At 51.0% G+C, this 14,193-nt stretch carries 16 protein-coding genes; 3 read left to right on the forward strand and 13 right to left on the reverse strand.

What is annotated here, in order from left to right:
- The first annotated feature begins 83 nt into the window (after positions 1-83).
- Positions 84-839, forward strand: coding sequence for an HTH-type transcriptional regulator UlaR (gene ulaR, locus FEK43_RS05870; protein ID WP_000133631.1), 756 nt, complete (start codon positions 84-86; stop codon positions 837-839).
- On the opposite strand, the gene yjfP is transcribed toward ulaR, so the two are convergent.
- Positions 836-1,585: an esterase gene (gene yjfP / locus FEK43_RS05875; RefSeq protein WP_135408737.1), complete on the reverse strand. Its 750-nt coding sequence runs from the start codon at positions 1,583-1,585 to the stop codon at positions 836-838. The two genes, ulaR and yjfP, sit on opposite strands and share 4 nt — an antisense overlap.
- 181 nt (positions 1,586-1,766) lie before the next feature.
- Here yjfP and bsmA point away from each other — a divergent pair, with 181 nt between their 5' ends.
- The gene (gene bsmA, locus FEK43_RS05880) at positions 1,767-2,096 is read left to right on the forward strand and encodes a biofilm peroxide resistance protein BsmA (protein WP_000254636.1); all 330 of its coding nucleotides are present in this window, start codon (positions 1,767-1,769) and stop codon (positions 2,094-2,096) included.
- A gap of 148 nt (positions 2,097-2,244) precedes the next feature.
- Positions 2,245-2,520 (forward strand): DUF1471 family protease activator YjfN, encoded by a 276-nt coding sequence (gene yjfN / locus FEK43_RS05885; RefSeq protein ID WP_000811566.1) that lies wholly within the window; start codon positions 2,245-2,247, stop codon positions 2,518-2,520.
- Positions 2,521-2,636: 116 nt separating this feature from the next.
- Here the strand turns inward: yjfN and FEK43_RS05890 are convergent, their stop codons facing one another.
- From FEK43_RS05890 to FEK43_RS05945, 12 genes are all read right to left on the reverse strand, one after another.
- Entirely contained in the window at positions 2,637-4,262 is a 1,626-nt protein-coding gene (locus tag FEK43_RS05890) for an isovaleryl-CoA dehydrogenase (protein WP_130206003.1), read from the reverse strand.
- A gap of 83 nt (positions 4,263-4,345) precedes the next feature.
- Positions 4,346-5,509: a glutathionylspermidine synthase family protein gene (locus tag FEK43_RS05895; RefSeq protein WP_135408734.1), complete on the reverse strand. Its 1,164-nt coding sequence runs from the start codon at positions 5,507-5,509 to the stop codon at positions 4,346-4,348.
- 2 nt (positions 5,510-5,511) lie between these two features.
- The gene (locus tag FEK43_RS05900) at positions 5,512-6,150 is read right to left on the reverse strand and encodes a DUF1190 domain-containing protein (RefSeq protein ID WP_135408732.1); all 639 of its coding nucleotides are present in this window, start codon (positions 6,148-6,150) and stop codon (positions 5,512-5,514) included.
- A 9-nt stretch (positions 6,151-6,159) separates the two neighbouring features.
- Positions 6,160-6,558, reverse strand: coding sequence for a DUF350 domain-containing protein (locus FEK43_RS05905; RefSeq protein ID WP_131419496.1), 399 nt, complete (start codon positions 6,556-6,558; stop codon positions 6,160-6,162).
- Between the two features lie 17 nt (positions 6,559-6,575).
- Positions 6,576-7,235, reverse strand: a complete 660-nt coding sequence (locus FEK43_RS05910; protein WP_135408730.1) for a YjfK family protein — start codon at positions 7,233-7,235, stop codon at positions 6,576-6,578.
- Positions 7,236-7,284: 49 nt separating this feature from the next.
- On the reverse strand, positions 7,285-7,983 hold the full coding sequence (locus tag FEK43_RS05915) for a PspA/IM30 family protein (protein ID WP_135408728.1): 699 nt from the start codon (positions 7,981-7,983) through the stop codon (positions 7,285-7,287).
- Positions 7,984-8,001: 18 nt separating this feature from the next.
- Positions 8,002-8,403, reverse strand: a complete 402-nt coding sequence (locus FEK43_RS05920; protein ID WP_135408725.1) for a DUF2170 family protein — start codon at positions 8,401-8,403, stop codon at positions 8,002-8,004.
- Between the two features lie 126 nt (positions 8,404-8,529).
- Positions 8,530-9,261, reverse strand: coding sequence for a 23S rRNA (guanosine(2251)-2'-O)-methyltransferase RlmB (gene rlmB, locus FEK43_RS05925; protein ID WP_001293284.1), 732 nt, complete (start codon positions 9,259-9,261; stop codon positions 8,530-8,532).
- A gap of 180 nt (positions 9,262-9,441) precedes the next feature.
- The gene (gene rnr, locus FEK43_RS05930) at positions 9,442-11,883 is read right to left on the reverse strand and encodes a ribonuclease R (protein ID WP_130216725.1); all 2,442 of its coding nucleotides are present in this window, start codon (positions 11,881-11,883) and stop codon (positions 9,442-9,444) included.
- Positions 11,884-11,921: 38 nt separating this feature from the next.
- Complete coding sequence (gene nsrR, locus FEK43_RS05935) at positions 11,922-12,347, reverse strand: nitric oxide-sensing transcriptional repressor NsrR (protein ID WP_001177639.1); 426 nt, start codon at positions 12,345-12,347, stop codon at positions 11,922-11,924.
- 206 nt (positions 12,348-12,553) lie between these two features.
- The gene (gene purA / locus FEK43_RS05940; RefSeq protein WP_000527955.1) at positions 12,554-13,852 is read right to left on the reverse strand and encodes an adenylosuccinate synthase; all 1,299 of its coding nucleotides are present in this window, start codon (positions 13,850-13,852) and stop codon (positions 12,554-12,556) included.
- A gap of 103 nt (positions 13,853-13,955) precedes the next feature.
- The gene (locus tag FEK43_RS05945; protein WP_135408723.1) at positions 13,956-14,153 is read right to left on the reverse strand and encodes a DUF2065 domain-containing protein; all 198 of its coding nucleotides are present in this window, start codon (positions 14,151-14,153) and stop codon (positions 13,956-13,958) included.
- Positions 14,154-14,193 lie beyond the last annotated feature (40 nt).

Genomic DNA, 14,193 nt, shown 5'->3' on the forward strand with positions numbered 1-14,193 from the left:
GGATCTGTTCGCGCTATCCGGCGTAGTATTTCCTGGCTATTTCAAATATCATCTAAAAAAATCAAATTTTATCGGAATAGCTCATGACTGAAGCACAAAGACATCAAATCCTCCTGGAAATGCTCGCACAATTGGGCTTTGTGACCGTGGAGAAAGTCGTTGAGCGTCTGGGAATTTCGCCTGCCACTGCGCGACGCGATATCAATAAACTCGACGAAAGCGGCAAACTGAAAAAAGTGCGCAATGGCGCCGAAGCGATTACCCAGCAGCGCCCGCGATGGACGCCGATGAATCTGCATCAGGCGCAGAATCACGATGAAAAAGTACGTATCGCTAAAGCGGCATCACAACTGGTCAATCCGGGCGAAAGCGTGGTCATCAACTGCGGCTCTACCGCGTTTCTGCTCGGCCGGGAAATGTGTGGCAAACCGGTACAAATCATCACTAATTATCTCCCGCTGGCAAACTATCTGATCGATCAGGAACATGACAGCGTGATCATCATGGGCGGGCAGTACAACAAAAGTCAGTCCATCACCTTAAGCCCACAGGGCAGCGAAAACAGTCTCTATGCCGGGCACTGGATGTTTACCAGCGGCAAAGGGCTGACCGCAGAAGGGTTATATAAAACCGATATGCTGACAGCGATGGCAGAGCAGAAGATGCTGAGCGTGGTAGGGAAACTGGTAGTGCTGGTCGATAGCAGTAAGATTGGTGAACGCGCGGGGATGCTCTTTAGCCGCGCCGATCAAATCGATATGCTGATCACCGGCAAAAATGCTAACCCAGAGATCCTGCAACAGCTGGAAGCGCAAGGGGTCAGCATTCTGCGTGTTTAAAGATGCTGGTGGAAAAACGTCACTGCAGCATCTAACGCCTCAGGTGTAATACGGTGGCGCACGCCAGGCTGCCATAAACAGGTTAACTGTTTATCTCGTCCCGTATCTCTTAATGCCTGCTGCAAACGTAGTGATTCCTCGGCAGGCACAACATCATCGTCAAGGCCATGCCACAACAGCAGTGGCCTGCTTCCCAGTTCGTCCAGGTGGTTTGTCGCTTCCCACTCTGCCAGTGGAGCAATAATGTTATCAAATTCGTTTTGCTGTGCTGGCGTTTCAGGCTTCAACGGTGGAAACAGTGAACGGGCAAGCGATGTGAAATAGCCAGACCCCATCATGCTGGCGGTACATTTCACCGTGGGGTGGCGAGCGGTAATCCCCAACGCGGTCATTGCGCCCATCGACGCGCCACCAACCGCCAGGCGTTCATCACGCAGCCAGTTTTCTTCGGCTATTGCCGCACGTAAAGTAGTGAATTCCTGCATACTTTGTAGCAAGATTTGCCAGAATTGATTTAAACGCCTCGCTGCGTCGCCACTAAAACGGCTACCGTGATTGGGCGCATCCGGCATGATCACCCGGAAACCAGCCTGCGCCAGCGCGACGGCAAAATAGCTATAAACCAGGCTGGATGAAGTAAATCCGTGATAAAAAATCACACACGGTAATGGGGGTTCTTTTTGCCCTATGGGATAAGCGTGAAGAACGGGAATATCAGCCAGCACGCGTGATTCTAATTCAATCATCTTTTTCTCCTTTGAGTCTGGTATGACATGAAGAAATCCTTAGCACAAGTTTCTGCTGACCGTATTAGTTCATAATGTTGAGATGTGGATTACGCTTTCACAACGTTTTCATTCGAAAATCGCGTACCAGGTAACAATTCGGGAACATTCCCCTCAAGTTAAATAAATAAGGCACTACACTATGGTTAGCAGGAAACGTAATAGCGTTATTTATCGGTTTGCCAGTTTATTATTGGTGTTGATGCTAAGCGCCTGTAGCGCACTGCAAGGTACGCCACAGCCAGCACCGCCAGTAACGGACCATCCGCAAGAGATTCGCCGTGACCAGACACAAGGGTTACAGCGAATAGGTAGCGTAAGCACGATGGTTCGGGGCTCTCCGGATGACGCATTAGCAGAAATCAGAGCGAAAGCTGTCGCTGCAAAAGCTGATTATTACGTTGTCGTAATGGTGGATGAAACCATCGTGACAGGACAGTGGTATTCACAAGCCATTTTGTACCGTAAATAAATCAGACAACTTACATAGTCAGCTTTACATTGCTTTGCGTCCCTATGCGTTTACCTGTGCACAATAAATTACCGGCTGGAAGCTCGGGCGTTTATTACCGCGATGGAATGCCCTGCAACATGTGGGGAAACGAAAAATGGAGCTGACGATGAAACAATTACTTGCCTCACCCTCGCTGCAATTAGTGACTTATCCTGCGAGCGCCACGGCACAGTCTGCAGAATTCGCCAGTGCTGACTGCGTGACGGGCCTGAATGAAATAGGTCAGATCTCGGTTAGCAATATTTCAGGGGATCCGCAGGACGTGGAACGTATCGTGGCGTTAAAGGCCGATGAACAAGGGGCATCATGGTATCGCATTATTACCATGTATGAAGACCAGCAGCCCGATAACTGGCGTGTACAGGCGATACTGTATGCGTGAGTGTCATCTACAGCAAATGAACAATGCCGGATGCGGCGCGAGCGCCTTGTCCGGCCTACAATTTTCACATATTTCATTTAGTTAATCGAAACCAGCGTCGCATCCGTCGTATACGCTTACAAACACACTCCCCCCGTCGCCCGCAGCAATAAATCATTCTGGATCTGCTCTGACAACCGCACGCCACCGCGCGTATTTAACATCACCTGACACCACGCCTGCGCCATTGGCGGAGAAGCATATTTCAACATTTGCGCACCGCAGCCCAGCAGGAATAGCTGATGAGTAATCTCTCGCCCCAGTTCTTCAGCTGGCTTACGCAACTGCTGCTGTAAACGACGAACCGCGCGATCAAAATAACGATCTTGCCCTTTCACTTCCATAAACGCTTCCGACAGCAAGTCGTATACGCCCGCTTGCTTATTAAGAACGCGCAGCACATCGAGGCACATAATATTGCCGGAACCTTCCCAGATGCTGTTCACTGGCATCTCCCGATAAAGTCGCGGTAGTTCGCTCTCTTCGCAATAGCCAATACCGCCCAGCACCTCCATCGCTTCAGCCACAAACGGAATGCCACGTTTGCAGATCACAAATTTCGCCGCAGGCGTAAATAAACGCGCCCACAGAGCTTCTTTGGCATCGGCGCGCCGGTCCCACGCTCGCGCAAGACGAAACAGCAACGCCGTTTGCCCTTCAAGCTGAAGTGCCATGCGACTTAAGACATGGCGCATCAGAGGCTGTTCGATTAACGGATTACCAAATACATGGCGCTGATGAGCGTGATATATCGCCAGCGAGAACGCACGGCGCATCATGGCGTGGCTGCCCAGAGCACAATCAAAACGCGTCATCCCGCCCATTTTCAGGATCAGGCGAATCCCTTCCCCTTCCTGACCCAACAACCAGCCAATGGCATCCTGAAACTCCACTTCGCAACTGGCATTGGAACGATTACCCAACTTATCTTTCAGACGCTCCAGCCGAATCGCGTTGCGTTGTCCGTCAGGCAAAAATCGCGGCACAAAAAAGCAGGACAAACCGCCCGCGGTCTGCGCCAGCACCAGATGCGCGTCGCTTTGTGGCACCGAGAAAAACCATTTATGCCCCACCAGCCGATAAGAGCCATCTTCCAGACGCTCTGCACGGGTGGTGTTGCTCATGACATCGGAACCGCCCTGCTTTTCCGTCATTCCCATGCCAATCAACAAACCGCGTTTTTGCCCGCCTGGCAATAAGTGGGAATCGTAGCGATCGCTCAACAGCGGCGTGGTCCAGTCCTGAAACGGCGCGGGTAGCATCTGTAACAGCAATGGCGTAGCGGCAAAGGTCATCGTTATCGGGCATAACGACCCGGCCTCAACCTGCGCGTGCAACATAAAACGCGCCGCCCGCGCCACAAATGCGCCAGAACGAGCATCTTCTTCCCAGGCCAGGTTGTGTACCCGATTGGTACATAACGCCTGCATCAGCAGGTGCCATGCGGGATGGAAACGGACATCGTCCAGACGTCGCCCCTGGGCATCGTAGCGCAACAGTTCAGGTGGGTTTACATTCGCCAGCCGCCCCAGTTCAAGGGATTCTGCCGTTCCGAGTTGCTGACCAATACTGGCGAGAAAATCGCTATCCCAGCCAGCGCCTTCGCGCGTTACCGCTTCGCAGAGCGCGCCATCAGACAGGTATAAATTGCTGTTATTTAAGGGTATAGGTTGATTAAAAACAGTGTGAGTTTGCCAGTGCACGGTGTCTCCCTCCATCAATGGCAGTCACCATTAGTATGGTCACTGCCACGGATTCCTGACAGAAAGAGATTGCTAAAACATTCTTAACCCGCAATGTAGTGCGGAACAAAACGCGAAGTGTCTTTAGTGATCAGCGTGTTATCTTCGCGGATACCCATACCGCACGCTTCATCATCGACAATCCAGCTACCAATCAGCGTGTAACTATCGCCAAATCGCGGTAGCGGTTGAAACGCCTGATAGATCATCGGTTCATCGGCGTAATCACCATCAGCGTGGTCAACGACGTTATTCTGGCCGTCGAAAATGGTGACGTTACCGCCCTCGCGTGAGTAGATCGGTTTACGCACATAGCTTTCGCCAGCGGCGATCTGCGGTTTTTCACCCTCAAACCAGGACGCCAGAAGATTAGGATGACCAGGAAAGAAGCGCCAAAGCAGCGGCATTAGCCCTTTGTTACTCAAGATACTTTTCCATAACGGCTCTACCCACTGCTCACGACGCTTGCGCAGCAGCGGACCGTTATCGTCACGCATCATCCACTCCAGCGGATACAGCTTAAATGCACGCTGGACGACATTATCATCAAGATCGGTCAGTACACCGCCGACGCCCAAACCGAGATCTTCAATGTAGATAAACCGCGACTCCTGTCCTGCCTGCTGAGCGCAGTCCTGCAAGTACAGCACGGTACTCCTGTCTTCGTCGGTGTCCTGACAGCAGCAAAAATAAAATGGCTCCCGGCTATAAAGCTCGCTAAAGCGTGAAATCAGGCGCTCCTGAATGGCATTGTACTGATCGGCATCGCGCGGAATAACGCCGCTGCGCCGAGCATCTTCCAGCCACAACCACTGGAAATAAGCCGACTCGTACAATGAAGTTGGCGTATCGGCGTTGTACTCCAGCAACTTAACCGGCGCATTACCACACCAGGCAAAATCCATACGGCCATACAGCGAAGGATCGCGTGCGCGCCAGCTTTCGGCGATCACATCCCAGTACAACGGCGGGATCGCCAGTTGCGTCAGGATCTCTTCATCTTTAACCGCACGATCCACCACCTCCAGGCACATCTGATGCAGTTCCACAGTCGGTTTTTCGATCTGCTCTTCAATCTGGCGCAGAGTAAAGCGGTAAGCCCGACTCTCATCCCAATAGATTTCATTGTCGATGATATGAAAGTCAAATCCGTTATCGGCGGCAATCCGGTCCAGATCCCGCCGCACAGGAACATTGTGTCTCAGCATGATTAGCCTCCCCAATGCCCACGGGCGCTGGAAGAACGACCATAGCCGCCGCGAGAAACGGTAGACGCTTTTTTGGTGGTAAAGCCGCCCGTGGAATAAGACTCTTTTTTGCCAGAACCGGAGCGCCAGGAGTAATCACCGGAAGTGTTGCGCCAGACGGGACGGGAAGCAAATGAGGATCCGCCGCTGTTATAGACGAACGGCTCATCGCGATCTTTACGAATAACCCGGCTTAACAAAAATCCAGAAATGACCGGGATCCAACTCTGTTCAACATTGTCGTAATAGCAATTTTCATACTTAAAATGGCAATTTTGCTGAGTCATATTCTTCGGAACATCGGCATAAAATGCCGCTTTGGCGTTGTTCCAGCCACGTGCGCAAATGTCTGCATTATTACCGTCATCAATACAATCCTGCACTGTCGAATAAAACGTTCCGTCGCCGTCGTTATCTTCGTCGCTACTTTCACTCCATCCCTTCAGCACTAAAAATAAAGCGCCCCCCATAATCGCCAGGGTCAGATATTTTCGCGCATAGCGATTCCGACGCGGCTCGAAAGGGTTATTTGGTCTACCGATACGGCTGATAGCTCCGTGACCTAACTGAGAGTTATTTCTTGATTTGCGTTTTCTGGCCATGATCGTCCATTACCATGTCATACAAGCTGCGTTAAAAATACCGCCAGCCAGCGCGGCGGTTCCCATAAACATTCCTGCTGCGGTATTGTGATTAATAATTTTTTCGCTTAATGCCGGCATATAAAGCCTGACGCCAGCAAAAATGAGTAACTGAATCACCAGTGCGATCCCGCCCCAGGCGAAATAATCTGGAATGCTCACCGCATTGATTGCCGCACTGGATAACGGGATCACGTAGCCCAACAATGTACCGCTAAACGCCAGTGACGCCGCGGTATTATTGTTTTTGATTAACTGCCATTCGTTGTGTGGTGTAATTTTAGAATAGATAAAAAGAAAAATAATTACCATCGCCACGCCAATAAAAAAATAGGCGCTAAAAGCAAGAAGTGAATCCAGTATATGCATCGTAAACGTCCCTGTAATTAACCAATAATATGAAGTGATGTCAGCGGGATATCGACGCCCAGCGCGCGCGAAAATAACCACTCCGGCTCGCCGAGATCGTTAAAAGATTCCTCACCATTTAACAGCAAATATTCGTAAGTATCTTCGGTCACTTGCCGTTGGTAGCCCATGGTAAAATTATGGACCTCCCATTTGGCATGGTTTTGATTTTCTACTTTTTCCAGCATGTAGACGGGTTCGATATTTCCCGGTTCTTCGCTGTTAAAAAATCGCTGCCAGCGTTTTTCCTGCCAGTTTAAGGTCATTGCCCCCATCGCTTTGGCGTTGATCGCCTCGCGCCAGTGACTCTCTTTACTGATACCGTAGCTCTCTTCATAGACAAAGAGCTTGATATCATCAATGTCATCAATATCTTCGCCGCCGGTGGTATTGATTTGCAGAAATTCATCGCCCGAAGTGTAGTAGCGGAAAATCTGGCTACCGCCGCCCAGATCGATGTGGCTGACAGCTGCTACCGTGTATTCTTCACCCGGCAGCGCAATCAGCAATTCATCTTCCAGCAAACGAAACGCTAACGAGTCGAGCGTAAAGCCACTATTGAGATGAAGTCCCAGCGGACCGCGAACGATAACAGGCTTATCATCCTGACCAAACAGGCGCTGGAAAAAACCAGACATATTTTATCCTTAAATTAGCAGCCAGCCTTTTAGTGAGGCTGGCAAAAAATTACTCGCCCTGTTGGCGTTGCAGCCTTGCCAGCACATCCTGGGCATTGCTTTTATTAACACCACCAATCCCCACTTCCGCCAGTTTTTCGTCGAGATCGCGACCGTCTGCCACTTTTTCCAGCTGCGCGGCGGCATCCAGCCGGGCCTGGCGCTCAGCCTGACGCGTTTGCAGGCGTTTTAATGACTCTGCAGCTGTCGAAACGCTGGAAGAGGCGCCAACGGTCGAGGTCGTTACGGCCTGCTGCGCACGCTGCATGGCTTCAGTAGCTTTAACGACTTCCATTTGTTGCTCAAACTGGGAAATACGCTGTGCCGTTGCCGTAACGGCTTTTTCCACACCATCGCGGGAGACTTCCAGATTCGACAACACCTGTTCTTCAGCGGTAATAAGATTCTCAAGGCGCGCAATTTCTTCGGCGACTTCGTTAATTAACGATAGGTTAACGTTCTTGCTTAATGCTTCCAGCGCACGGGCTTCCAGACTGGTTTTACGCTCGCGTAAATCTTTCAGTTTATCGTTACTTAATTTCACCCGCGCCAGCAGATCGACGCGAGATTTTCCGGCTTTATCCAGTTCAGCTTTGGCGTCCCGAATATGTTGTTCCAGCATGCGCACGCCCTGGGTTTCTTCAATGGATTCTTCCGCCTGGGAGATAAACGATTTCCCCAGCGTAAATAAACTTTTTAAAATTCCCATAAATACCCGTCCTTGTAATTAGTGTGAATATTCTTCTGTAATTTCAGCCAGATCCAATGCGTTATCTACCAGCGAGGTTATCTCAAGCAGGATATCTTCAAGAGAAGATTTAAGCGATAACGCACCGAAAACAATGTAATACTCTTCCTGTTGCACGCTGGAGATCCCTACCGATGACAACGGCATCATCTTCTGATTTCTTAATAAGAAGGTATTAAATTCATCTGGATTGCTGATACTACTTACCGGACAAATAAATGTTTCGATAATCATCTGGCGAGAAGTAAAAAGAATATTGATTTGCAAATCGCCGTAATCATTCATTTTAATAATTAATGCATTTTCACTATTTGTTACATCAATATTTTGTTTAGGTACAGCTTGTAACGCTGTCGCCAGCGCCAACGGATTCCATATCATATATTATTCCATATATATTAAATTTAATTATTAATAAGGTGAATATTTATAGAGCGTAATTATCTTACCAGCTATAGATAAAAAAAAACCATCCAAATCTGGATGGTTTTTCTTAAATCAGAGGGATTAGCTGCGCTGGCGAACCGCTTCAAATAAGCAAATTCCGGTCGCAACCGAAACGTTCAGCGAAGAAACACTTCCTGCCATTGGGATGCTGATCAACTCATCGCAATGTTCACGAGTCAGGCGACGCATACCTTCACCTTCCGCGCCCATCACCAGCGCCAGTCGTCCGGTCATTTTGCTCTGATAGAGCGTATGATCCGCCTCGCCTGCCGTACCGACGATCCAGATGTTCTCTTCCTGCAACATACGCATGGTGCGCGCAAGGTTAGTCACCCGAATCAGCGGAACGCTTTCTGCCGCGCCGCAGGCTACTTTTTTCGCCGTGGCGTTGAGCTGTGCGGAGCGATCTTTCGGCACAATCACCGCATGAACACCAGCGGCGTCCGCGCTACGCAGGCACGCACCGAGGTTGTGCGGATCGGTTACACCGTCGAGGATCAGCAGGAACGGTTGTTCGAGCGAAGCGATCAGATCCGGCAGATCGTTTTCCTGATACTGCCGTCCTGGTTTCACACGGGCGATAATGCCCTGATGCACGGCACCGTCGCTTTTCTCATCGAGATATTGGCGGTTTGCCAGCTGGATAACCACGCCCTGGGATTCAAGGGCGTGAATCAGCGGTAACAGACGTTTATCTTCACGGCCTTTTAAAATAAAGACTTCCTGAAAACGTTCAGGGGCGCGCTCCAGCAGGGCCTGCACTGCGTGGATGCCGTAAATCATTTCGCTCATTAATGTACTCGTTGTTTACGTTTTGCCTGATGCACTACGTTTATCCGGCCTACATGGTCCCTGCAATATATTGAATTTGCGTGATTATGTAGGCCGGATAAGGCGTTCACACCGCATCCGGCATGAACAAAGCGCATTTTGTCAGCAATCTAACCCTCTTCTGTTTGAAGAGGGTAATGATCACTCTGCCACTTTTTTCTTCGCCGCACGCTTCGCTTTGGTCGCTGCGGCTATTTTCTGCGTTTTAGCCGATGGCTTTTTCGCTTTTCTCGCATCTTTCTTCGCCGCTTTCGGCTTCGGTTTTTTCTCGCCACGGAAGGCACTGTCTGGCTCAAAGTTTACCTTTTTACCGACCTGACGACGCTTGCCGCCTTTTTTGCCTGCATCGCCTTTTTTCGCTTTCTCGCGCGCCGTTTTACCGACGTTGCGCGGTGCGCGTTCGCTGGAGATCAGGCTAAAGTCGATTTTGCGCTCGTCCATATTAACCGCTTCGACGCGAACTTCCACGCGATCGCCCAGGCGATAAGTCTGGCCGCTGGATTCGCCCATCAGGCGTTGCCCTACCTGGTCAAAGCGATAGTAGTCATTGTCCAGCGAAGAGACGTGGACCAGACCATCAATGAACAGGTCGTCGAGACGAACAAAGAAGCCAAAACCAGTGACGCTGGCAATAACGCCTTTAAAGACGTTGCCCACCTGGTCGAGCATGAAGTCACACTTCAGCCAGTCAGCCACATCGCGCGTTGCTTCGTCGGCACGACGTTCCGCCATCGAACAGTGCTGACCCAGTTGCAACATCTCTTCCATCGAATAATGGTAGCCGCCGGTTTCAGTGGTGTTGCCCTGATGCCCCTGCTCTTTCGCCAGCAGATACTTAATGGCGCGGTGCAGCGTCAGGTCAGGATAACGACGAATCGGCGAAGTAAAGTGCGCATAGGACTGCAATGCCAGACCAAAGTGACCACGGTTTTCTGGATCGTAAATCGCCTGTTTCATCGAGCGCAGCAGCATGGTTTGCAGCATTTCTGCATCAGGACGATCGGCAACCGACTCCAGCAGCTCCGCGTAGTCACGCGGTTCCGGCTTGTTACCGCCCGGCAGTTCCAGCCCCAGCTCCGCCAGCACTGAACGGAAAGAGGTAATAGCCTCGGTGCTCGGCTTGTCGTGAATACGGAACAGTGCCGGTTCTTTGGCTTTCTCAACGAAACGCGCCGCCGAGATATTCGCCAGAATCATACACTCTTCAATTAACTTGTGTGCGTCGTTACGCTGGGTCTGTTCGATACGCTCAATACGGCGTTCAGCGTTGAAAATGAACTTCGCTTCTTCGCTCTCAAACGAGATCCCACCGCGTTCTTCACGGGCTTTATCCAGCACTTTATAGAGGTTATGCAACTCTTCGAGATGCTTAACCAGCGGGGCGTACTGCTCGCGCAGATCCTGATCGCCCTGCAGAATATGCCAGACTTTGGTGTAGGTCAGACGCGCGTGAGAGCTCATCACCGCTTCATAGAATTTGTAGCCAGTCAGGCGGCCTTTCGACGAAATGGTCATCTCGCACACCATACACAGGCGGTCTACCTGCGGGTTGAGCGAGCACAGGCCGTTAGAGAGCACTTCCGGCAGCATCGGGATAACCTGCGAAGGGAAATACACCGACGTACCACGGTTACGCGCTTCGCTGTCCAGCGGTGTTGGCGGACGCACATAGTAGCTGACGTCGGCAATCGCGACCCATAAACGCCAACCGCCGCCGCGTTTTTTCTCGCAGTAAACTGCATCGTCAAAGTCACGGGCATCTTCGCCATCAATGGTGACCAGCGGTAAATCGCGCAGATCGACACGGCCCGCTTTTGCTTCTTCCGGCACTTCTTCTTTCAGCCCGGCAACCTGTTGCTCAACAGCCTGCGGCCAGATGTACGGAATTTCATGGGTACGCAGAGCGATATCAACCGCCATGCCGGTGCCCATATTGTCGCCCAGCACTTCGACGATTTTACCCACCGCTTTGGTACGGCGAGTCGGGCGTTGGGTCAGTTCAACAACCACCACAAAGCCCATCCGCGCGCCCATGATCTGATCGGGCGGGATTAAAATATCGAAGCTCAGACGGCTGTCGTCAGGAACCACAAAGCCGACGCCCGCTTCGGTAAAGTAGCGACCAACAATCTGGCTGGTTTTTGGCACCAGTACGCGAACAATACGCGCTTCACGACGACCTTTACGGTCAGCGCCCAGCGGCTGCGCCAGCACCTGATCGCCATGAATGCAGGTTTTCATCTGCTCGCTGGAGAGATACAAATCATCTTTACGTCCTTCAACCCGCAGAAAGCCGTAGCCATCACGGTGGCCAATAACGGTACCTTTCACCAGGTCGAGGCGTTCCGGCAGCGCATAGCACTGACGGCGAGTGAAGACCAGTTGACCATCGCGCTCCATCGCGCGCAGGCGGCGACGCAGGCCTTCAAGCTGCTCTTCGCCTTCAATGTGCAGTTCTACCGCCAGCTCATCACGGCTGGCCGGTTTTTCACGTTTGGTTAAATGTTCGAGGATAAATTCCCGACTAGGGATGGGATTCGCGTATTTTTCAGCTTCGCGTTCCTGGAAAGGATCTTGTGACATCTCGGTTCCTCCGTTGTCATCTCTGATGAAGATTTTCGTCACTCCACCAGCAATAATTTATAAAGCGGTTGATTCTCTTCAACCAAATCGGCAAGCGTGTAGTTATCCAGTTCCGTAAGAAAACTTTGCACGGCCTTAGAAAGTGCCTGTTTCAACCGACAGGCAGGTGTAATGTGGCAAAACTCACTACTGCAATTCACCAGCGATAAAGGTTCCAGCTCGCGCACCACATCACCAATACGTATCGCACTCGCCGGTTTACCCAGGCGAATGCCGCCATTTTTTCCACGAACAGCAGTCACGTAGCCGGCACGACTAAGTTGATTGATTATTTTGACCATATGATTACGGGAGACGCCGTAGACGTCAGTCACTTCAGAAATACTGGTCATCCGCCCTTCTGGCAATGATGCCATGTAGATCAGCGCACGTAATCCGTAATCAGTGAAACTCGTTAACTGCACATCAACCTCAAAAAAGGGAAATCGGGAAAAAATACATTTATATTGATGATAAACCAGCCACAAGCTGTGTCGCTAATTTATTTCAGTTTGGGGAAGGAAAAAAGCGAGGATTTAACACTGTGTCGGATAGCGTAATGGCTTACCCGACACAGTAATGTATCACACTGTTAGCCCAGCAGGCAAAATATCTGCCGGGCGTCCCAGAATTACGCGTCGAACGGGTCGCGCAGAATCATGGTTTCAGTACGATCCGGGCCGGTAGAGATGATATCGATCGGTACACCGGTCAGCTCTTCAATGCGCTTGATGTAGTTCAGCGCCGCCTGCGGCAGGCCGCTACGATCTTTCACGCCGAAGGTGGATTCAGACCAGCCAGGCATGGTTTCGTAAATCGGCTCAACACCTTTCCAGTCGTCAGCTGCCAGCGGAGTGGTAGTCACTTCGCGACCATCCGGCATACGGTAAGCCACGCAGAGTTTCACCTCTTTCAGGCCATCCAGAACGTCCAGTTTGGTCAGGCAGAAGCCAGACAGAGAGTTCAGCTGTACCGCACGGCGAACGGCAACGGTGTCCAGCCAGCCGGTACGACGACGACGCCCCGTAGTTGCGCCGAATTCGTTACCCTGCTTGCAGAGGAACTCGCCAGTTTCATCAAACAGTTCGGTCGGGAACGGACCTGCACCTACACGAGTGGAGTAAGCTTTGAGGATACCCAGAACGTAATCAACATAACGCGGGCCCAGGCCGGAACCGGTCGCCACGCCACCAGCAGTGGTGTTGGAAGAAGTTACGTACGGATAAGTACCGTGGTCGATATCCAGCAGCGTACCCTGCGCACCTTCGAACATGACGAAATCGCCACGCTGACGCGCCTGGTCGAGCAGGTCAGAAACGTCAACCACCATAGAAGTCAGGATGTCGGCAACTGCCATCGTATCATCCAGAACCTTCTGGTAATCAACCGCTTCAGCTTTGTAGTAGTTAACCAACTGGAAGTTGTGATATTCCATCACTTCTTTCAGTTTTTCAGCGAAGGTTTCTTTGTCGAAAAGGTCGCCAACACGCAGACCGCGACGTGCTACTTTATCTTCATAAGCAGGCCCGATACCACGACCGGTGGTGCCGATCGCTTTCGCGCCACGTGCTTTCTCACGCGCGTTATCCAGCGCAACGTGATAATCAAGGATCAGCGGACATGCTTCAGACAGCAGTAGACGCTCACGAACGGGGATGCCACGGTCTTCCAGTTCTTTCATCTCTTTCATCAGCGCGGCCGGAGACAGCACAACACCGTTACCGATGATGCTGGTTACATTCTCGCGGAGAATACCTGATGGAATAAGATGGAGAACGGTTTTTTCACCGTTGATTACGAGAGTATGGCCTGCGTTGTGACCGCCCTGGTAGCGTACAACATATTTAGCCCGTTCAGTCAGAAGATCGACGATCTTACCTTTACCTTCGTCACCCCATTGGGTGCCCAGTACGACGACGTTGTTACCCATTTTTCAAAATCACCGTTTGCTTAAAAATGGATTCTACCATCGCTTTTTCAGAGTTACAGCACTTTTTGCATCCAAAAATGACCTTAGCCAGCCTATTTTTTGCTCAGCCAATCGTTTTCCTCAACATGTAGTAGACCACAACGCCCGCAACCACAAGTCCACCGCCAAAACGACGTAAAATATTATCGGGTAAATTAGTCATTGCGGAGATCATCTTCTTCCATGCCTTCGGGTAAAGCATCGGCCCTATACCTTCCAAGACTAAAACCAGGGCAAGCGCCAGCCAGATTGTCGAATTCATTCATTATCCTTATAGAAAAAGAAAACCACCGACATCCCTG

It is taken from the genome of Escherichia sp. E2562, assembly GCF_005781075.1.
In the GTDB taxonomy this organism is placed as follows: Bacteria; Pseudomonadota; Gammaproteobacteria; order Enterobacterales; family Enterobacteriaceae; genus Escherichia.